Source organism: Arthrobacter sp. NA-172, from assembly GCF_043952055.1.
Lineage (GTDB): Bacteria > Actinomycetota > Actinomycetes > Actinomycetales > Micrococcaceae > Arthrobacter.
Window position 1 is genome coordinate 1066351 of sequence record NZ_JBINOT010000001.1, and the last position, 18246, is coordinate 1084596.

General features: G+C 63.7%; 15 protein-coding genes and 2 pseudogenes. 7 read left to right on the forward strand and 10 right to left on the reverse strand.

Annotated elements, in window-relative coordinates; translation table 11 throughout:
- Positions 1-30: 30 nt before the first annotated feature.
- Entirely contained in the window at positions 31-1152 is a 1122-nt protein-coding gene (mnmA, locus tag ACF0H6_RS05320) for a tRNA 2-thiouridine(34) synthase MnmA (protein WP_395249887.1), read from the reverse strand.
- Positions 1153-1371: 219 nt separating this feature from the next.
- Here mnmA and ACF0H6_RS05325 point away from each other — a divergent pair, with 219 nt between their 5' ends.
- Positions 1372-2607, forward strand: coding sequence for an NAD(P)/FAD-dependent oxidoreductase (locus ACF0H6_RS05325; protein ID WP_395248737.1), 1236 nt, complete (start codon positions 1372-1374; stop codon positions 2605-2607).
- On the opposite strand, the pseudogene ACF0H6_RS05330 reads toward ACF0H6_RS05325, so the two are convergent.
- From ACF0H6_RS05330 to ACF0H6_RS05340, 3 genes and pseudogenes are all read right to left on the reverse strand, one after another.
- Positions 2586-3819, reverse strand: a pseudogene (locus ACF0H6_RS05330) (cysteine desulfurase family protein). The gene ACF0H6_RS05325 and the pseudogene ACF0H6_RS05330 sit on opposite strands and share 22 nt — an antisense overlap.
- Before the next feature lie 184 nt (positions 3820-4003).
- Positions 4004-4558, reverse strand: coding sequence for a helix-turn-helix domain-containing protein (locus ACF0H6_RS05335; RefSeq protein ID WP_395248738.1), 555 nt, complete (start codon positions 4556-4558; stop codon positions 4004-4006).
- An 80-nt stretch (positions 4559-4638) separates the two neighbouring features.
- A complete protein-coding gene (locus ACF0H6_RS05340; protein WP_395249888.1) occupies positions 4639-5049 on the reverse strand; it encodes a diacylglycerol/lipid kinase family protein in 411 nt (136 codons plus the stop codon).
- A gap of 79 nt (positions 5050-5128) precedes the next feature.
- Here ACF0H6_RS05340 and ACF0H6_RS05345 point away from each other — a divergent pair, with 79 nt between their 5' ends.
- The 5 genes from ACF0H6_RS05345 to ACF0H6_RS05365 all read left to right on the forward strand — a co-directional run bounded on the left by ACF0H6_RS05345 (position 5129) and on the right by ACF0H6_RS05365 (position 9174).
- On the forward strand, positions 5129-6088 hold the full coding sequence (locus ACF0H6_RS05345; RefSeq protein WP_395248739.1) for a J domain-containing protein: 960 nt from the start codon (positions 5129-5131) through the stop codon (positions 6086-6088).
- 98 nt (positions 6089-6186) lie between these two features.
- Positions 6187-6654, forward strand: coding sequence for a tRNA (cytidine(34)-2'-O)-methyltransferase (locus tag ACF0H6_RS05350; protein WP_395248740.1), 468 nt, complete (start codon positions 6187-6189; stop codon positions 6652-6654).
- Between the two features lie 233 nt (positions 6655-6887).
- Positions 6888-7484 carry an ECF RNA polymerase sigma factor SigK gene (gene sigK, locus ACF0H6_RS05355; RefSeq protein ID WP_395248741.1) on the forward strand — a complete coding sequence of 199 codons (597 nt, stop codon included), beginning with the start codon at positions 6888-6890 and terminating at the stop codon, positions 7482-7484.
- 1 nt (position 7485) lies between these two features.
- A complete protein-coding gene (locus ACF0H6_RS05360; protein ID WP_395248742.1) occupies positions 7486-8352 on the forward strand; it encodes an anti-sigma factor domain-containing protein in 867 nt (288 codons plus the stop codon).
- A 60-nt stretch (positions 8353-8412) separates the two neighbouring features.
- On the forward strand, positions 8413-9174 hold the full coding sequence (locus tag ACF0H6_RS05365) for a MerR family transcriptional regulator (RefSeq protein WP_395248743.1): 762 nt from the start codon (positions 8413-8415) through the stop codon (positions 9172-9174).
- A gap of 104 nt (positions 9175-9278) precedes the next feature.
- Here the strand turns inward: ACF0H6_RS05365 and ACF0H6_RS05370 are convergent, their stop codons facing one another.
- The 6 genes and pseudogenes from ACF0H6_RS05370 to ACF0H6_RS05395 form a co-directional block, all read right to left on the reverse strand.
- Positions 9279-10652 (reverse strand): gluconate:H+ symporter, encoded by a 1374-nt coding sequence (locus ACF0H6_RS05370; protein WP_395248744.1) that lies wholly within the window; start codon positions 10650-10652, stop codon positions 9279-9281.
- Positions 10649-11194 (reverse strand): gluconokinase, encoded by a 546-nt coding sequence (locus ACF0H6_RS05375; protein WP_395248745.1) that lies wholly within the window; start codon positions 11192-11194, stop codon positions 10649-10651. The genes ACF0H6_RS05370 and ACF0H6_RS05375 overlap by 4 nt, the downstream gene beginning before the upstream one ends.
- Positions 11195-11267: 73 nt before the next feature.
- On the reverse strand, positions 11268-12047 hold the full coding sequence (locus ACF0H6_RS05380) for a PIG-L deacetylase family protein (RefSeq protein WP_395248746.1): 780 nt from the start codon (positions 12045-12047) through the stop codon (positions 11268-11270).
- A 5-nt stretch (positions 12048-12052) separates the two neighbouring features.
- On the reverse strand, positions 12053-13006 hold the full coding sequence (locus ACF0H6_RS05385) for an electron transfer flavoprotein subunit alpha/FixB family protein (RefSeq protein WP_395248747.1): 954 nt from the start codon (positions 13004-13006) through the stop codon (positions 12053-12055).
- A 14-nt stretch (positions 13007-13020) separates the two neighbouring features.
- Positions 13021-13822: pseudogene (locus ACF0H6_RS05390) on the reverse strand (electron transfer flavoprotein subunit beta/FixA family protein).
- Positions 13823-14141: 319 nt separating this feature from the next.
- The gene (locus tag ACF0H6_RS05395) at positions 14142-15830 is read right to left on the reverse strand and encodes a trypsin-like peptidase domain-containing protein (protein ID WP_395248748.1); all 1689 of its coding nucleotides are present in this window, start codon (positions 15828-15830) and stop codon (positions 14142-14144) included.
- 331 nt (positions 15831-16161) lie between these two features.
- Here ACF0H6_RS05395 and ACF0H6_RS05400 point away from each other — a divergent pair, with 331 nt between their 5' ends.
- On the forward strand, positions 16162-18210 hold the full coding sequence (locus ACF0H6_RS05400) for a TPM domain-containing protein (RefSeq protein ID WP_395248749.1): 2049 nt from the start codon (positions 16162-16164) through the stop codon (positions 18208-18210).
- Positions 18211-18246 lie beyond the last annotated feature (36 nt).

The window sequence follows — 18246 nt, forward strand, 5'->3', positions numbered from 1 at the left end:
GTCTAGAGTGCCGCTGTTGGTTGTGCCTGCCTAGAGCGCTTCGCGCTGGAGCGAACGGGCGGCGTCGATGGTTGCCTGGCCCAACACGCGCGTGCCCTGGTAGAGCACGATGGTCTGCCCCGGGGCCACTCCGCGGAGGGGATCAATGAGCGTCACTACGAGGCCTTCGCGCTCGACTCCGGATTCATCATTGTGCCGCTGTACAGATGCCTTGGCAGGAACGGGGTCGCCGTGTGCACGCACCTGGGCGTAGCAGTCGAACTCGGCGCCGGAAGCAACTTCGGCGATGGGCAACCCGGCCCAAGACACTTTGATTCCGCGGATTTCGTCGATGGCGAGCATGGCTTCCGGTCCTACCACCACTTTGTTTTCCTTGGGCCGGATTTCCAGCACGAAGCGCGGCTTGCCGTCAGCGGCCGGGGTACCCAGCTTGAGCCCGCGGCGCTGGCCGACGGTGAACGCATTGGCGCCCGGGTGCTCCCCCACCTTGACGCCGGTCTCGTCCACAATTTCACCCGTGGTCATTTCGATCTTCTCGGCAAGCCAACCAGCCGTATCGCCGTCGGGGATGAAGCAGATGTCGTGGCTGTCCGGCTTGTTTGCCACGGACAGTCCGCGCCGCTCGGCCTCTGCCCGGACCTCTGCCTTGGAGGGAGTCTCAGCCAGCGGGAACATGGAATGCTTGAGCTGCTCGTGGGTCAGGACGCCTAGTACATAGCTCTGGTCCTTGGCCCAATCGGCCGCACGGTGGAGCTCGGGATTGCCCTCGGCATCCTGGATGACCTTGGCGTAGTGTCCCGTGCAGACGGCGTCAAAGCCGAGCGCAATGGCCTTCTCCAACAGGGCAGCAAATTTGATCCGCTCGTTGCAGCGCATGCACGGGTTGGGGGTGCGGCCTGCGGCGTATTCATCAATGAAGTCCTGGACGACGTCTTCTTTGAAGCGTTCCGAAAAGTCCCATACGTAGTAGGGAATCCCGAGCACGTCGCACGCACGCCAGGCGTCACGCGAGTCTTCGATCGTGCAGCACCCGCGGCTGCCCGTACGCAAAGTTCCTGGCATCCGGGACAGCGCCAAGTGGACGCCGACGACGTCGTGCCCCGCCTCGACGGCGCGGGCGGCTGCAACGGCGGAGTCGACTCCGCCGCTCATGGCTGCAAGAACTCGCATGCTGGCTTTCTGTTGTTGGGGAGAAGAAGCGCGGCTGAAGACAGCAAGCGCCCAACTATTCTAGCGCCCACGGGAATCCGCGCCAAAAAGGCCTTGACCGCCACCTCCGGCGATTCTAAAGTCAAAACTATCAGTTTTAGATGGACGGTGTGGGCCGTCCGCGCTCACGTGAACCTCCACGCCCTCGCGAATCGAGTCACCATGGACACTGAACACATCGTCATCGTGGGCGGCGGGCTGGCTGGCGCCACCGCCGCCAAAACTTTGCGGGCCGAAGGGTTCCAGGGCAAGGTCACCGTGGTTTGCGCCGAGGACGAGCAGCCTTATCTGCGCCCACCGCTTTCTAAGGAGTTTCTCCTGGGCAAAGCCGGCGAGGACACCGTCCCGGTGCTCCCGGACGGCTGGTACCGGGAGAACGACGTCGGGCTCCTCCTTGGTGAGGCTGCCGTAGCGGCCAATCCCGCGGCCCACGCGGTACTGCTGCGTTCAGGCACCGAGCTTCAGTTCAGCAAGCTGCTGATCGCCACAGGCGCCCAGCCCCGGCGGATTCCGCTACCTGGTTCCGATCTGGCCGGTGTCATGACGTTCCGTACCTTCAATGATTCGCGCAGGCTCAAGGAAGAACTGGCAGCCGGCGGCAAGAAGGTGGTGATGGTCGGCTCGGGATGGATCGGCATGGAGCTCGCCGCGGCCGCCAGCAGCTACGGCAACACGGTAACCCTTCTGGGCTTGGAGGACGTGCCGCTCAGCACGGCCATCGGACCTGAATTGGGCGGTTTCTTCCGCAGCTTGCACGAAAAGCATGGCGTGCAGTTCAGGCTTCCCGCGAGCGCAGCGGAAATCACCGGAGTGGGCAAGGCTGAAGCGGTCGTCACGAACTCCGGCGAGGTCCTCCCCGCCGACCTCGTGGTGACGGCTGTGGGCGTGGTTCCGGACACGGCTTTGGCCGAAGCCGCCGGGCTGGATATCCGGAACGGGATCGTGGTGGATTCTTCGCTCCGGACCAGCAGCCCGGACGTGTTCGCCGCAGGAGACGTGGCCAATGCCCTCCACCCGTTCACGGGCGAGCACCACCGCAGCGAGCACTGGTCCAATGCGCTCAACGGCGGGAAGGTGGCTGCGAAAGCAATGCTCGGACAGGACGTAATGCTGGACATAGTCCCGTATTTCTACACGGACCAATTCGACGTTTCCATGGAGTACTCGGGGTACCCCACCCTCGCGGCGGGCGCCGTACCCGTCATCCGCGGCTCATTGGAAGAGAACAGCTTCATCGCCTTCTGGCTCCGGGACGGGGCCGTGGTGGCGGGCATGAACGTGAACCAACAGCGGGTGCAAAAGCCCATCAAGGCACTGATCTCCGGGCGCGTTCAAGTAGACGTAGGCCGCCTCACGGATCCAGCAGTTCCCCTGGATCAGTTATTGCCGGTGCCGTAGCCCCGGGCCACCGTAGCCGCTGTCTGGATGCTGGACTCATGGCCGGCCATCCCGGCCACCTTAGCCCGGGCATGGGCATCCGGAAGAGCATTGAGCAACGCGTCCACGTCGGCGTCGTTCGAAGAATGGCCCAGGCTGAATCGCTGCGTCCCGCGGGCGGTGTCCTCATCCAGCCCCATGGCGAGCAACACATGCGACGGCCTGGGGACTCCGGCAGTGCACGCCGATCCCGTGGAGGATTCGATGCCCGCGAGGTCCAGGAGAAACAGGAGGGAATCGCCTTCGCAACCCGGGAAAGTGAAGTGTGCGTTGCCAGGGCAGCCGCGCGTCGCCGGGCGCTCCGCGAAGCACCGCCTCAGGAACGGCAATGGTGACCCCGTCAATGATCCGGTCCCGCAAGGCACTGATACGCACCCGCTCTGCCGCCAGGTTCTGCGCGGCCGACTCCGCCGCGGCGGCGAAGGCCGCGATCGACGCCGTATCCAGGGTTCCCGAGCGGACGTCGCGTTCCTGCCCTCCACCATGCTGGACAGGCGTGACCTTCGTAGACCGCCCGAGGAAGAGTGCGCCTACTCCCACGGGTCCGCCGATTTTGTGGCTCGAGACCGACATCGCGGCGAGCCCTGACTCCCGGAAGCCAAGGGGAATCGAGCCGAACGCCTGGACGGCGTCCGAGTGCACAGGAATTCCGTGGGCCGCGGCGAGTTCCACGATTTCCCGGACGGGCTGGATGCTTCCTACCTCGTTGTTTGCCCACATCACGGTGACCAAGGCCACCGAGCCCGGATCACGGCTGATCTCTTCCCGCACGGCTTCAAGCTGGACCACGCCTTGGGAATCGACGGGGAGCCAGACTGCTTCAGCCCCTTCGTGCCGCTCCAGCCATTCCACCGTGTCCTGCACGGCATGGTGCTCGACGGCGGAGCAAAGGATTCGCTTGCGGCGGCCGTCTTCGTCGCGGCGGGCCCAGAAAAGGCCTTTGACGGCGAGGTTGTCGGCCTCAGTGCCGCCGGAGGTAAAGATGAGCTCTGAAGGATGCGCCCCGGCCGCGGCGGCGATCGCCTCCCGCGCCTCTTCCACGGAACGCCGGGCGCGGCGTCCCGAAGCGTGCAGCGATGAGGGATTCCCCGTCCGGGCCAGCTCGCGGGTCATCGCAGTGAGGGCAACGGCGGCGATGGGCGTCGTGGCGGCATGGTCCAGGTAAACAGGCACTACCCAAGTCTATCGACGGAGCGGGATTCAGGCTTCCCAGGCAGGAGGCAGGAGGCCGGAGATCTATCGCCGCCTCAATCCGCCGGACGGATCCTCGCGCAGCAATGGCCTTCGCGGTTGTCATCGGCAATCCGGTCTTCGGGCAGTCCGCAGGCGGCTGCCGCTCCGCTCAGGAAGGCTCCGTTCATGGCGCAGACAACGTCGGTGTGACCTTCTGCGAGGCGGTGGAACGGGCAGTTAACCAAGGAGTACCCGCCGTCGTCATCGGCTTCCGGCCGGTAACCATAGTTCGCCAGGACTTCCTCGAAGCGTGGCTCCGCGTTCCCGGCCTCACGGCCCCGGGCATAGGCAGTTTCGAGAAGTGCTTCACGGGGGGATCCCCCTCCGCCATCAAGTTCTGTATAGCGGAGGCCATCACTTCCCCGGCGAGGTCATAGTGACGTTCCGGAACCGAAGCGCCGATCTCGTCCATGACAGGAGCGTAAAGTTTCGCGGGCCGCCCGGAACCCGGTCCTACCTTGCCACCGAGCTTGCGGAATTCAACGTTGAGGAGCCCGTCCCGGACCAGCCTGTCCAGGTGGAACGAGGCGGTGCTGCGGGGAAGCCCAAGGGCCCTCGCCGCGTCGTCGCGGCTCACCGCAAGGCGAGCTCCGCGGACGTGTTCGTACAAGCGGCGGCGGTTGCCGTCGTCGAGCGACGCCAGCGCGGAAAGTCGACGCAGCCAGGGAAGTCCGGTCATGCACCCAGCTTACTTCTAAAATCAACACTCGTTGCTTTTTTAGAATGACTGATTGCTTGTCTGCCGCGGCCCGGCGCTAGTTAGTCACGCCAACACACGGAGGGCACCTGGAACCGTGAACAGATCGCGTCGAGCACGCGCCCACCGTCGGCGAGCGCCGAAATCACGCGGGCGCAGGATCCCGCAACATCCTGCAAGGGCAGTCCAAGCATCCGCGCGGCGTCGTTTCCGGTGCCTACGGGCACTATTCCGAGGGGCAGCCCGGTCCCGGCAAGCAAGTTGACACCTAGATTGACCATGCCATCGCCGCCCACCACCACCAGAGCGTCGACGCCTGGGCGAAGTGCTTCGTCCACAGCCTCCCGCAATGCATCCATGCTGTCGCGTCGAAGGACGACGACGTCGGTGCCGGCGGCGCGGAGGCACCGGGCGGCACTGGCTCGCGTGGGATTCCGGGAACTAAAGACCGGACCGCCGTCGTTCTCATGGATGGCTGGCTAGACTTGCCAGGATCGCCGCTTTCATACCGGAACGGCGGGACTCTTCAGAATCCCAGAGAAAGGCCCATGGTTGGCTGAGGGCAGCAGTTCCCACTATCAGATCCTCCGGGTTCCCGTCACTGCGACGGACAAGGAGATCAAAGTGGCCTACCGCAAAGCTGCCAGGAGCGCCCATCCGGACCATGGCGGGGATCCGGAAGTCTTCCGCCAGGTCACGCTCGCGTACGAAACACTGATTGATCCCAAGCGGCGCGCGGATTACGACCGCCGCTATGGCAGCGGTGCTTCCGGAAGGGTTGGCCCGCAGCCGGCGCAGAGGCCGGACTACGGCGGAGCGGGAGCGCCCGGGCCGGAAAGCCATACCGCCACCGGAGTCCACCGGCCGAACGTCCCCCGCAATACCGCCGGCGACGCCCCGGTCTATGTTCCGCCCTTTGACGATCCCCACGAGGTGCCCCTCCTCTCCAAGGGCGATGCCGCGCTGCAGATCCACGGAATTCCGCGCAAGCGTGGAATCTTCGGCGCCGAGGCGCGCATCCAGCGGGAAATGCGGACAGTTCAGCTCATCAGCCGCCAAATCCTGCCTGCCGTTCCCGCAGCACGGCTCATCAACGGGCTCCTCTCCCCCTCGGACAACAGCCACATCGATCATGCCCTGCTGTCCGGTTATCGTCTGGCGTTGATCGGTTCCATGCTGCTGCCCAAGGGTGCGTATGCCTGGGATGGAGCATCGCTCCGGCACGGCGGCCGTTCGGTGCCGCCGCCGCAACTCGAACTGATCGTGCGCCATATGCAGGAAATCTTCCCGGAGCTGAACGTGACGGGGTGGGTGGTAGTGCACAGCCCGGACGGCAACCCGCACGAGCCGGTCATCGACAACTACCGGCGAACCGAAGGAGACTTTGGTTCGGTACAGATTGTCAATGCTTCGGGCCTGGCCCGCGGCCTCAAGCAGTTCCTGAGCTCCGGGCCTGTGCCGAACACGGTGGTCGTCCCTGTCCTGGCCCGGCTGCTCCGCGGCATGCACTGAGCCCTTCGCATGCACCGAATCCGTGGCATGTGCTGAGCCGGCGGCCTCGATTTGCCCCGCCGGAGGAAGCCGGCACCGCCGCTGGATAGGATGGGTACGTGTTCCGCATTCTCTTCCACACCCCTGAAATCCCGGGCAACACGGGAAACGCCATCCGGCTTGCCGCCATCACCGGCGCGGAACTCCACTTGGTGGAACCGCTCGGCTTTGACTTCTCCGACGCAAAACTGCGCCGGGCAGGACTCGATTACCACGATCTTGCCGTTGTCACGGTGCATAAGGATATCGAGGCTGCCTGGGTGGCATTACAGCCCGAGCGCGTCTTTGCCTTCACGTCCGACGGCGAATCCTCCTATACGGATATTGCGTACCAGGAAGGGGACGTACTGATGTTCGGTCCAGAATCAGTTGGACTCCCGGACTGGCTGAAGCAGGATCCGCACGTCACGGCCCGGGTTCGTTTGCCCATGCTGCCGTCCCTCCGCTCGCTGAACCTGGCCAATGCGGCCTCCATCGCGGTGTATGAAGCCTGGCGGCAGCACGGCTTTGCGGGAGCACGGGTCTAGCCGGCTGTCCCCGTGACGGCTGTCCCGACAGCTGGCGCCGGCGGCCCCGTGAACAATTTGCAACAAACGCCTGCGGGCTTCCCATCCACACCGCCCACTGCACCGAATAACCTATACAGGCACCAAAAGGCCTGTGGGACGACGGGCCGTAGAAGGGGCGCACGTGACTACTCTCAAGACTCTGAGTGCCCCTGGTACTACTCAGGGTCCCCAGCAACCTATGCTGGACGGTAATGGATACACCGAATGCGAGAGGCCCCGAGGCACCTGGCCTCCTTGCCGGCTCCAATGCGCAGCTTGCGGATTTGCTGGCTTTGATGGCCGACGGCGATCAGGCCGCCTTCAGCGAGTTCTACCGACTCACCGCACGGAGGGTCTTCGGCATGGCCAAGCGCGTCCTGGTGGACGCCGGCCTGAGCGAAGACACCACGCAGGAAGTATTCATCCAGGTCTGGCAGAACGCGGCAAAATTCGATCCTGCTGCGGGTAGCCCGCTCGCATGGCTGATGACCATCACTCATAGGCGTGCGATCGACCGCGTCCGTTCGGCCCAGTCCGCCACGGACCGCGAAGCAAAGTATGGTGCCGCGAGCCAAAACCTGGACCACGATTCCGTGGAAGAGGAAGCAAGTGGCCGGCTTGAGGCCGAAGCTGTCACGCATTGCCTCGGCACCCTCACTCAAACGCAATTGGAATCCGTGCGGCTCGCCTACTACGGGGGGCTCACCTACCGGGAAGTCGCCGAAAAGCTCGGTGCCGCGATTCCAACCATCAAGTCCCGCATCCGCGACGGACTGCTGCGGCTCAAGACCTGCCTGGGGGTGATCTGACATGACCGGGCACGACGACAAAAACCAGAACTTCGGGAAGGAAGGATACCCCCGCAGGATGTTCGCCACCGATATTGCCACTGATCTTGCCGAAGGCCGGGTCTTGGAACTTGCCGAGATCTACGCTTTGGACGCGCTCACCGATGCCGAGCGCGCAGAAATCGATCACTACATTGCCACCGCCCCCGAACGTGCTGCGTTTTTTGACAGGGTCAGGCAGTCGCGGGAGATACTAGCGACCAGCTTCACGGCCGAGGCCGAACCCCCGGCCGGGCTGCTGCAGGATATTCTGCGTCAGCTTCCCCCACAGCCAAACACAGCATCTGCGCCGTCGTCGGTGATTGAAACCGCAGGTGACAGCACCGTGGACGCAACCTCCGGCGTCGTGGACTTCGCGGCGGCTCGCAAGAAGCGCGATCGTCGGCGCTTCGGCGGCGTCCGTGGTTGGGTCGCGGCGGCTGCTGCTGCAGCAGTGATTGCCTTGGGCGGTGTAGGCGTGGGTGTCTACGTGGCCGGGCAGAACGATCCCGTCAGCCAGGTCCTGCAGGCAGGCGATGTCCGGCAAGCTACCGTCAACGTGAACGGCGGCGGCACCGCAACCGTGTCCATTTCCAGCTCGAGGAATGCCATGGTGGTCCGTATGAACGGAGTTCCCGCGCCTCCCGCCGGCAAGGTCTACCAGATGTGGCTGATCCCCAAGGATGGTTCCGATCCTGTATCCCAGGGACTCATGGATGCCGAGGCGTTGAGCCATCCGGCAGTTGTCTCGGGTATTTCCGCAGCCGCGGCGATTGGTATCACCGTGGAACCTTTGGGCGGCTCCAAGAAACCCACCCTTCCTACGGTTGCCGCTGCGCCCCTTGTCTAAGGGAACGGCACTTTCAATAAGGCTTGACCTTGACGTAGCGTCAACTTCTACGCTGGATACATGAAGCAGGACAAACCCAATACCTGGACCATTTCCGAAGTGGCGAAAGCCAGCAAGGTTTCCTCGCGAACGTTGCGGCACTATGACCAACTCGGACTGTTGGAGCCCGCCCACACGGGACACAACGGCTACAGGTATTACGGCCAGCCCGAACTGCTGCGCCTGCAGCGGATCCTCCTGCTTCGTGAACTTGGCCTGGGGCTCGAGACCATCGGCGAAGTTCTGGATGGCCAGGCAGATCCCGCAGAGGCACTTGCCGTGCACAGGAACTGGTTGCTGGCCGAGCGTGACCGCCTGGACCGGATGTCCCGGACGGTCGACGCGACTATCGCAGCACTACGTCAAGGAGAAATCATGACCGCGGAGAATATCTTTAAGGATTTCGACAGCAATCCGTACGAAGCCGAGGCGCGTGAGCGCTGGGGCGATCGAGCCGTCGAGCAGAGCAAGGCCCGCCACTCGGCCATGACACCGGCCCAAAAGCAGGCGTTCATGGAAGAGTACGCTGCCCTGAATCAAGATCTGGCCCAGTGCTTCGACGCGGACCTTCCAACGGATCACCCCGCCGTCCAGGCCGCCGTCGAACGCCATTACAAGTGGATCTGTGCCAGTTGGACACCGAATGCGGAGTCCTATGTGGGTTTGGGGCGGATGTACGTGGACGATCCCCGGTTCACCGCGAATTACGACAAGGTGCGGGCCGGTTTGGCGCCGTATCTGCTGGAAGGCATCAAGGTCTACGCAGCGGAAAAGCTCAGCTAGGGCACTGCTACTGAAAACGCAGCTGAAAACCCGACGGCGGCCCGCCTCCCCCTGAAAACAGTGGGGAGACGGGCCGCCGTCGTCGAAGCAGCCAGGTAGCCCGGCTAAATAACCAGCGAGAGCAGCATGATGAACGCGAAGCCGACCACGGAAATGAGCGTCTCCATCACCGACCACGTCTTGAATGTCTGTCCCACCGTCAACCCGAAGAGCTCCTTCACGAGCCAGAATCCGGCGTCGTTGACGTGCGAAAGGAAGAGCGAACCGGCGCCGATTGCCAAGGCCAGGAGTGCCGCGTGCGTCGGGCTCAGGGAGCTGCGCAGGGGTGCCACGATGCCGGCAGCCGTCACGGTGGCAACCGTCGCCGAGCCTGTCGCCAGGCGAAGCCCCACAGCCACAAGGAAGCCCAGGACCAGCACGGACATGTTGGCGCCTTCGGCCCATTTCTTGACGGCGTCACCGACGCCGGCCCCGATCAGCGTCTGCTTGAAGCCACCGCCGGCGCCGACGATCAGGAGGATCGCGGCAATCGGTCCGAGGCTGGCGCTCAACTTCGACGTGATCTTGCTTCCGGAGAAGCCGACGGCGTAACCGAAAGTCACCATGGCCGCGAGCACGGCCAGGGTCATGGCCACGAGGGGCTGCCCTACGAAGTCCAGGACCGTGCGGATCATCGGCGCAGTCTTGGGGTCCGCCCAGACAATGTCTGCTACGGCCTTCAGGAGCATGAGCACCACCGGGAAGATGATGGTCAGCAACGTGACGATGAAGGTCGGCTGACGCTTGACTTCACTGAGATCCACCGCGTGCTTGGTGTCGATACCGCCGGCCACCGCAGGAGCATCCACGGGAACCCAACGCGCAGCCAGGCGGGAGAACAGCGGACCACAAATGATTACTGTCGGGACGGCTACCAGGAGACCCAGTGCCAGGGTGGTGCCGAGTTCAGCCTTCACAGCGCTGATCGCGATGAGTGGCCCCGGGTGCGGAGGCACCAGGCCGTGGAGCACGGAGAGGCCCGCGAGCGCAGGGATGGCGATACGCATGAGCTTCATCTGTGAGCGCTGGGTGGCCAGGACGATCACGGGCAGGAGAAGGACCAAGCCAATCTCGAAGAACATCGGCAGGCCGATGATGACCGCCACCAGTGTGATCATCCAGACCACTTTGTTGCCGCTGGCCTTCGCCAGCAAGGTGTCCACCACCCGGTTCGCTCCGCCGGAGTCGGCCAGGAGCTTACCCAGCATGGCTCCGAGGGCAATCAGGATGCCTACTTCTTTAAGGACGCCGCCTACGCCGTCCTCGAAGTTGCTGATGACCTTTGCCAGTTCCACTCCGGATGCCAGGCCGACGAACGCCGAGCCGAGCACCAGGGACAGGAAGGGATGGACTTTGAATTTGGCGATCAACAGGACAATCAGCGCGATGCCGATTGCTGCGACCACAAGGAGTTGGGTATCGTGCCCAGTCCAGTTCACGCTGCGCCACCTATCGTTGGGGAGGGCTGGGTCTCAAGGCCGAGCCGCTCAATAATTTCGTCTGCCTCTTCTGCCGGGGAGGCAGAGACGCAGAGGGAGATGTAGTTCTCATCCTGCGTTGGCTCTTCCAACGCATCGAACTGGGATTCGAGCAACGAGGGAGGCATGAAATGACCATGACGCGAAGCCAACCGGTCGGAAATCTTGTCCTTGCTTCCTTGGAGGAAAACGAACACGACACCCTCGCCGCGCAGGACGTCCCGGTAGCGCTTCTTCAAAGCCGAACACGTGATGATGCCGGGCTTGCCGGCAGCGGTACGCTCCTTGATCCAGTCGGCAATGATGTCCAGCCAGGGCCAGCGGTCCTCATCGGTGAGCGCCTGCCCTGACTGCATCTTTGCCACATTCGCTTCGGGGTGGAGGTCGTCGCCTTCGGCGAGGTCCCAACCCAGCCTGCCGGACAGAACCCCGCCCACTGTCGATTTGCCGGAGCCGGACACGCCCATGATCACCAGCACCGGTTGTTGTGCAGTCTTCGCCATCAAAGTCTGCCTTCCTCAATTAAATATGATTTAAACGAGGCAAGCATATGACACAGATAACACAACTGCAATTTCAGAATCCGGCGATGGTTTGGGACCCGTTGACTTCCACAACATGGAACGCCTCGGCACTGCGCCCGTCGGGCAAGCCAGCGCGGGAGGCATTGTGCCGGAGCATGGCCCGGACACCCCGTTCCATACCTTCCAGGTCGGGGTGCTGGCTCGCGTGGATACGGATGGCGGCCAGTTTCGCGTCGATGTGGTCGGTGACGTCCACGAAATAATTCTCACGGGTTTCGGGGCCGGCGAAGAGCCATAGCCACGGCAGCCTGAAGGCCTCGAGGCCGGCTTCGGCCAGTTCCGGGTAGGCGAAGGGATTCTCAAGTGCGGGGTACACCGCCCGCGTCACGATCTCCCCCACTGCAAGGTGGTCCGGATGGCTCTTCTGGATCCTCTCCCAATTGCGTTCCGGGTGCATGGCAAGAACGATGTCCGGCCGGATTTCGCGGATGAGTTTCACCACTTGCTTGATGACCTCATGCGTCGGTTCCAGGTATCCATCGCGCTCATGGAGGTAGTGCACCTCCGTCACACCGACGAGTGCCGCGGCCTGTCTCTGTTCCTCGGCGCGCATGGCGATAATCTCTTCGCGGTGGGCAGGATCGAATCCTCCGGCATCGCCGTCGGTCACGACGCAGTAGCTGACCTCGACGCCGGCAGCTGTCCAGGCCGCGATGGTGCCTGCCGCGCCGAAGTCGACGTCGTCCGGGTGGGCGGTAAAACAAAGCACCCGCTCAACGCGCCCCGTGGAAGCGTTGAACGGGCTCTTTGCTGACGTGGTGTCAGGAGACAACGGGATCAGCCTTTCCGCTTTTTGATCTCTTCGGTGGCCTGCGGAACAACCTTGAAGAGGTCACCGATGATGCCAAAGTCCGCGATTTCGAAGATCGGCGATTCAGCATCCTTGTTGATCGCGACGATGACCTTCGAGGTCTGCATGCCGGCCTTCTGCTGGATGGCACCCGAAATACCCGCCGAAATGTACAGCTGGGGGGAAACGGTCTTCCCTGTCTGGCCTACCTGGTAGTCGTGGCCGATCCAGCCCGCATCCGTTGCGGCACGGGAAGCGCCGAGCGCCCCGCCCAGCGCGTCGGCCAGGTCTTCCAACGGGCCGAAGTCGCCGTCGACCCCGCGTCCACCTGCAACCACGATCCGGGCTTCGGTGAGCTCGGGACGAGCACTGGCCGGCTTGTCGGCACGCCCGGTGATCCGTGCGGCGTTCGCAGTGGCATCGGCCGGGATCTCAACGGTCACGGTTTCCGGTGCTCCTTGCGCGGCCGCGGCTTCAACGTCAACACTGTTCGGCTTGACCGTCAGCACTGCGACGGCGGTGCGTGCCTTTGCCGTGGTGGTGTACGAGCCGGCCAGGACCGACTTGTGCGCGGTGCCATCGGCGTCGACGCCCACAACGTCTGTGATGACGCCGGCGTTGAGCTTCACGCCCAGGCGGGCCGCGATTTCTTTGCCGTCAGCCGTGTTCTCCAACAAGACAGTTTCGGCGCCGGACGCAGCAACTGCCGCAGCGAGATACGCAGCTTTCGGGGCGACGAGGTACTGGTCGAGGTCCGTCGCTGACGGCCGGTAGAGGGCAGAGGCGCCGTGCGCCGCCAGGGCGGCCGCGACGTCGTCGTTCAGCTCGCCGTTGAAGGCGACCACCGCTTCCCCGAGGGAACGTGCGATCGTCAGGAGTTCCAGGCTGCTCTTCTTGAGGGCCGCGCCCGGGTTGTCAATGAATACAAGTGCTTTTGCCATGTGTCGGAATCCTCTTAGAGCAGCTTCTGGGCGGCCAGGAACTCAACCAGCTTGATGCCGGCGTCGCCTTCGTCAGTGATGATGGTGCCGGCAGTGCGCGGCGGCCGCGCGTCTGCGGTCTCGACGGCGGTCAGTGAACCCGCGGCGCCGAGCCTGGGCTGCATCGACACCGATATCGGCCAAAGTGAGTGCCGTGATTTTCTTCTTCTTCGCGGCAAGGATGCCCTTGAAGTTGGGGTATCGCGGCTCGTTGATCTGGTCCGTCACGGAGACCAAGGCCGGCAATGTTGCCTCGACGGTATCCGAGTGGGCGTCACCGTCGCGGCGCGCGACGACGCGATCGCCATCGACGTCGAGCGAGGAAGCAAAGGTGACTTGCGGCAGCCCGAGCCGCTCGGCAAGCTGGGCGGGAACCAAGGAGGTTTCACCGTCGGTGGAGGCCATGCCCGTCAGGACAAGGTCCACGGGCGCATCAGCGCCGAGGTACCGGATCGCCGCGGCGAGGGCCAGCGAGGTGGCCGAGGCATCGGAACCGGCCAAGGCGTCGTCGCTCAGATGGGCTCCCGAGGAGGCACCGATCTGCAAGGACTTCTTGACAGCGTTCACGGCGCCGGCGGGACCCATGCTCAAAGCGATGACCTCGTTGCCGGCCTTCGCGCCTCCGCGGTCCTCGCTAAGCTGCAGCGCGGCTTCGAGCGCATACTCGTCGAGCTCCGAGAGGATGCTCTCGTCGCGGTCCGTTGTGTTTCCGGGGCCTGTGAGGTGTCGGTCGAACTGCGCGTCCGGGACGTGCTTGACCAGAACAACAATCTTCAATGTATCTCCCACTGTGTTCGAGGCAGCCTTCCATATTCGGGGATGGCCAGCAGTTGGGGCATGGCCCGGAGTGCCCAGCGAATGGGCTCATCCTAGCTAAGCATATTGCGGGACAAGTCGGGCAACGGCGAGTACCCGCGTTAACTCCCGTTTCGTGGATCCCGTTGCGCGGGGCGCCCGCTCGCCACGGTAAAACGCGCGACGGCGGGCGGCACCGGTGTGATGCCGCCCGCCGCTCTGTTGCACAGCGTGAATCTTCAGTTATGGCGTTGCCGTTATGGTGCTGCTGTTACGGTGCGGGTGGTTACGGTGCGGGCTGTTACGGAGCGGCGTCCAGGGTCACGCTGAGCTCCTGAGCCTGTCCGCCACGCTGGACGGTGACCTTGACCGTCGCACCTGCGGGCTGCTCACGAACATCCGCGGTCAGCTGCTCAGGATCGGTGACGTCCATACCGGCGAACTTGATCACAACGTCACCCACCTTGAGTCCGGCCTTATCCGCCGCGGATCCCTGGGTCACGCTTGCCACCTGGGCGCCCACCGAGAACCCGGAGGTGCTTCCCGTGGCCGACTTGGGCTGCACGCTCACCCCGAACTGGCCATGGGTGGCCTTGCCGGACTTGATGATTTCCTGCGCAATGCGCTTCGCGTTGTTGATCGGGATGCTGAAGCCTACACCGATGTTTCCGCTGGACGACGACGAGGAACTGCTGCTGCCTGCGGAGGCAATGGCCACGTTGACCCCGATGATCTCACCCTTTGTGTTGACCAGCGCGCCACCGGAGTTGCCCGGGTTGATGGCCGCGTCGGTCTGGATGACGTTGAGCGAAACGCTGCCCTGGCCGGTGCTGCTCTGGCTCTGGCCACCATTTGGAGGTGCGAACTGGAATCCGCCCTGGCCACCGCCCTGCGAGTTGTCCGAGCCGCCATTGGGAACGGCCGAGGACGCCACGCTGATGGTGCGGTTGAGGGTCGAGACGATGCCGTCGGTGACGGTTCCCGGCAGGCCTAGCGGCGCGCCGATGGCGACTGCGTTGTCACCGACGTTGATCTTGCTTGAATCACCAAGGGTTGCCGGGGCGAGGCCGGACGCGTTGTCGACCTTGATGATGGCGAGGTCCGAAAGCGGATCCGTACCAACCACGGTCGCCTTCATGACGCGTCCATCGCTCAGGCGCACTTCAATCGCGGCATTGGCGCTGGCGCCGTCGAGGGTCACCACGTGGGTGTTGGTCAGGATGTGTCCCTGGTCATCGAGGATGATGCCGGAGCCGGTGCCGCCCTGGCTTCCGCTTGAAGCCATGATGGTCACCACGCTAGGCGAAGCCTTGGCGGCGGCAGCGGTAATGGCATTGACGTTGTCCGTATTGTTGACGATCACCGTTCCCGTCTGGCTGCTGCTGGCCGCGGCCGGAGTCCGGCTGCTGAACAACTGGTCGCTTGCGGCCACAACGCCGCCGCCGACGAGCCCGGCTGCGAGGATGCTGGCCACCAAAGTCCCGACGCCGAAGAGGGGCTTGCGCTTGGGGCCAGCCGCCGGACCCTGGTGGCCTGTTCCCATCGGGTGCCCGGGTGCCGCCGACTGGAACTGCTGGTTGGGATAGTGCTGGGTGGGGTTCGGTCCGCCGTAGAAAGGCTGGTGCTGCGGGTATTGGTGACCTTGGCCTGCAGGGTAGTCCGGGCGCTGGGGATCAGCATGCTGCGGAGCCGCACTGTGCTGTGGTGCACCGTGCTGCGCGTAAGCCTGCTGCTGCTCCTGCGGCTGCGTGTAGTCCTGCTTGGCCGTGTAATCGTGCTGCGCTGTGTAGTCGTTCGGCGCAGTGTAGTCGTCCGGCGCAGTGTAATCCTGCTTGGCCGTGAAATCCTGACCCGGCTGATATGCCGGCAGCGGGACCGTCGGCTGGGGATTGGCTTGCTTGTCCGCCTCCGCCTTGCCGGCGCCCTCAGGACCATGGTTGTCGGGGCCATTGTTCTCAGGCGCGGCGCCCTGTGCTGGGTTCTCCGTCATGGGACTTCCTTTCTTCCTCGTCCCCTTAACTATGGTCGCTCTTGCTGAATCAAGAGTCGACGTTCGCTGGGAGCTTGCTGAACGCTGTCGTCGACGCCGGATACGTGTTCGAATTGCCACGACTAGCCCCCACAACGCTTGGGAAAGGCAGATCTCTCCCCGTTTCGCTGGCGGCATATTTACCGCTGTGGACGCCCCAAAAGGTGCACCATAGTATCAAGTGGAATTGCCACAGCGACCTGCGGCTCGACAACCATGCGTGGGGGCGCTGAAGCATTCTGTTTCGATTGTTCCGGCCCGGACCAGTCGCAGACGTGCTGAAGGGTTGCACATGCGGTCAATGTTGAAACGTGTACTCGCCGTGATCGGCCTTGCTGGAGTGCTGGCGCTTCCGGCCACAGCAGCGTGGGCCGCTGACCCGGTGACTATCCCGTCCGGTCAGAACATCACCGATGACGCCGGCGTCCTTCGGGACAAGGCTGCCGTTCAAAACGCCATCAAGTCCCTTTACGGTGACCACCAGTTCAATCTGTACGTTGTCACCGAAAAAACCTTCACCAACCCCAGTTCGCCTACCGACTGGGCCAATGCGGTGGCAAAGAACAAGTCCTTCGGATCCACTGACGTCCTGTTGGCGATCGCCACGGACGATGGCAAAGTGAACATCACCCGCGGCCCCGGCAGCAAGATCACCAATTCCCAGCGTGACGACATCGTCAACAAGGCTGTTCTTCCCAACTTGATCCAGGGCAAGAAGAACTACGACCAAGCCGTGATTGATGCCGCCAAGGCCATCGGCGACACCCAGAATTCCGGCGCGGGCACCGCGGCACTCGTGGGTGCCGGCGTCGTTGCGGCTGGCGGCGTGGGCACGTACCTGTACTTCCGCAACCGTCGCAAGAAGAGCCAGGCAACCAGCGTTAGCTACGGCCCACAGGGAGAACAACTCGATCCCCTGGCTTCCTTGAGCATCCCGGAATTGCGGCGCAAATCCGGATCCCTGCTCATCGAAGCGGATGACACCATCAAGTCCAGCGAGCAGGAACTCGGCTTCGCCCAGGCGCAATACGGCGATGCCGCCGTCGGAAACTTCACCCAGGCGTTGCTGGAAGCAAAAAACCACATGACAGAGTCCTTCAAGCTGCAGCAACAGCTTGATGACCAGATCCCGGATACCGAAGAGCAGCAGCGCAGTTGGCTTGGCGAAATCATCCGGCGCTCGGAGGCTGCCCTTGAGTCGCTGCGAGAGCAGAAGGCGGATTTCGACTCCTTGCGTGAGCTCGAGAAGAACGCGCCCCAGGCCTTGGCCGCGGTTGCTGCGGGCGCCAAGGAAGCCGAAGCCAAGATCAACAGTGCCGAGCAATCCCTCAACGGGCTGCGCGAGAAGTACGCAGACAGTGCACTTGGCCACGTGAGCGACAACATCACGCAGGCCAAGGACCGGCTGGTATTTGTCCAGAACGCTACGACGACGGCCCAGCAAAAGCTGGCGGCAGGTGAGAGCAGCCTCGCCGCCGTGGCTGTCCGCGCCGCGGAAGAGGGGTTGCACCAGACCAACGTTCTGATCGACGCGATCTCCAAAGTAGCCGGCAGCCTCGACGAAGCACGGAACTCGCTGGAGAGCGCGGTGGTGGAAACAACCCAGGACCTCGCGCAGGCGAAGGCCATGATCCAGTCCGGGGAGCACCCCGAATTGGCTGGGCCCGTAGCTGGAGTGGAAGCCGCCCTGGCGCAGGTCAAGACCGAAATCCAGGGCGGAAGGATCGATCCCATCGCCACCCTGGACCGGGTGGAGAAGGCACACCAGACATTGGACCAGTCCCTCTCCGGAATCCGGGACCACCAGGAACAGGCCCGGCGCGCTCAGGCATCCCTGCAGCAGACCATCATGGCTGCGCAGTCCCAGATCAGTGCCACCTCGGACTACATCGCCGCGCGACGTGGCGGTGTAGGACCCGAAGCCCGTACCCGCTTGGCTGAGGCCCAACGGAATCTTGACTACGCGTTGTCCATTTCCCGCAACGACCCGATCACCGCACTGACCTACGCCCAGCAGGCCCAATCGCTCGCGGCACAGGCGGGACAGCTGGCACAATCCGACGTCGATCAGTTCGGCGGCTTCGCCAACCAAGGCTACGGCCGTGGCGGCATGTTCGGTGGTGGAGGCAGTGGTGGCGGCCTCGGCGGAGCGATCCTTGGCGGCATCCTCATCAACTCCATCCTTCACGGCGGCGGTGGCGGCTGGGGCGGCGGAAACGACGGTGGAGGCGGCGGGGGATTCTTCGGCGGCGACGGCGGCGGAGGAGGCGGCGGCTTCTTCGGTGGCGACGGCGGCGGCGGAGGCTGGGGTGGCGACTCCGGTGGAGACGGGAGCTTCTAGCCCACAAATGACTAGGTGGGGGCCGGTCCCCCACCC

What these genes read in the sequence shown, in the direction of transcription:
- mnmA (WP_395249887.1), bottom strand. Translation starts at nt 1,152, where the DNA reads ATGAGCGGCGGAGTCGACTCCGCCGTTGCAGCCGCCCGCGCCGTCGAG.
- ACF0H6_RS05325 (WP_395248737.1), top strand. Translation starts at nt 1,372, where the DNA reads ATGGACACTGAACACATCGTCATCGTGGGCGGCGGGCTGGCTGGCGCC.
- ACF0H6_RS05335 (WP_395248738.1), bottom strand. Translation starts at nt 4,558, where the DNA reads ATGACCGGACTTCCCTGGCTGCGTCGACTTTCCGCGCTGGCGTCGCTC.
- sigK (WP_395248741.1), top strand. Translation starts at nt 6,888, where the DNA reads ATGGATACACCGAATGCGAGAGGCCCCGAGGCACCTGGCCTCCTTGCC.
- ACF0H6_RS05360 (WP_395248742.1), top strand. Translation starts at nt 7,486, where the DNA reads ATGACCGGGCACGACGACAAAAACCAGAACTTCGGGAAGGAAGGATAC.
- ACF0H6_RS05365 (WP_395248743.1), top strand. Translation starts at nt 8,413, where the DNA reads ATGAAGCAGGACAAACCCAATACCTGGACCATTTCCGAAGTGGCGAAA.
- ACF0H6_RS05375 (WP_395248745.1), bottom strand. Translation starts at nt 11,194, where the DNA reads ATGGCGAAGACTGCACAACAACCGGTGCTGGTGATCATGGGCGTGTCC.
- ACF0H6_RS05385 (WP_395248747.1), bottom strand. Translation starts at nt 13,006, where the DNA reads ATGGCAAAAGCACTTGTATTCATTGACAACCCGGGCGCGGCCCTCAAG.
- ACF0H6_RS05395 (WP_395248748.1), bottom strand. Translation starts at nt 15,830, where the DNA reads ATGACGGAGAACCCAGCACAGGGCGCCGCGCCTGAGAACAATGGCCCC.
- ACF0H6_RS05400 (WP_395248749.1), top strand. Translation starts at nt 16,162, where the DNA reads ATGCGGTCAATGTTGAAACGTGTACTCGCCGTGATCGGCCTTGCTGGA.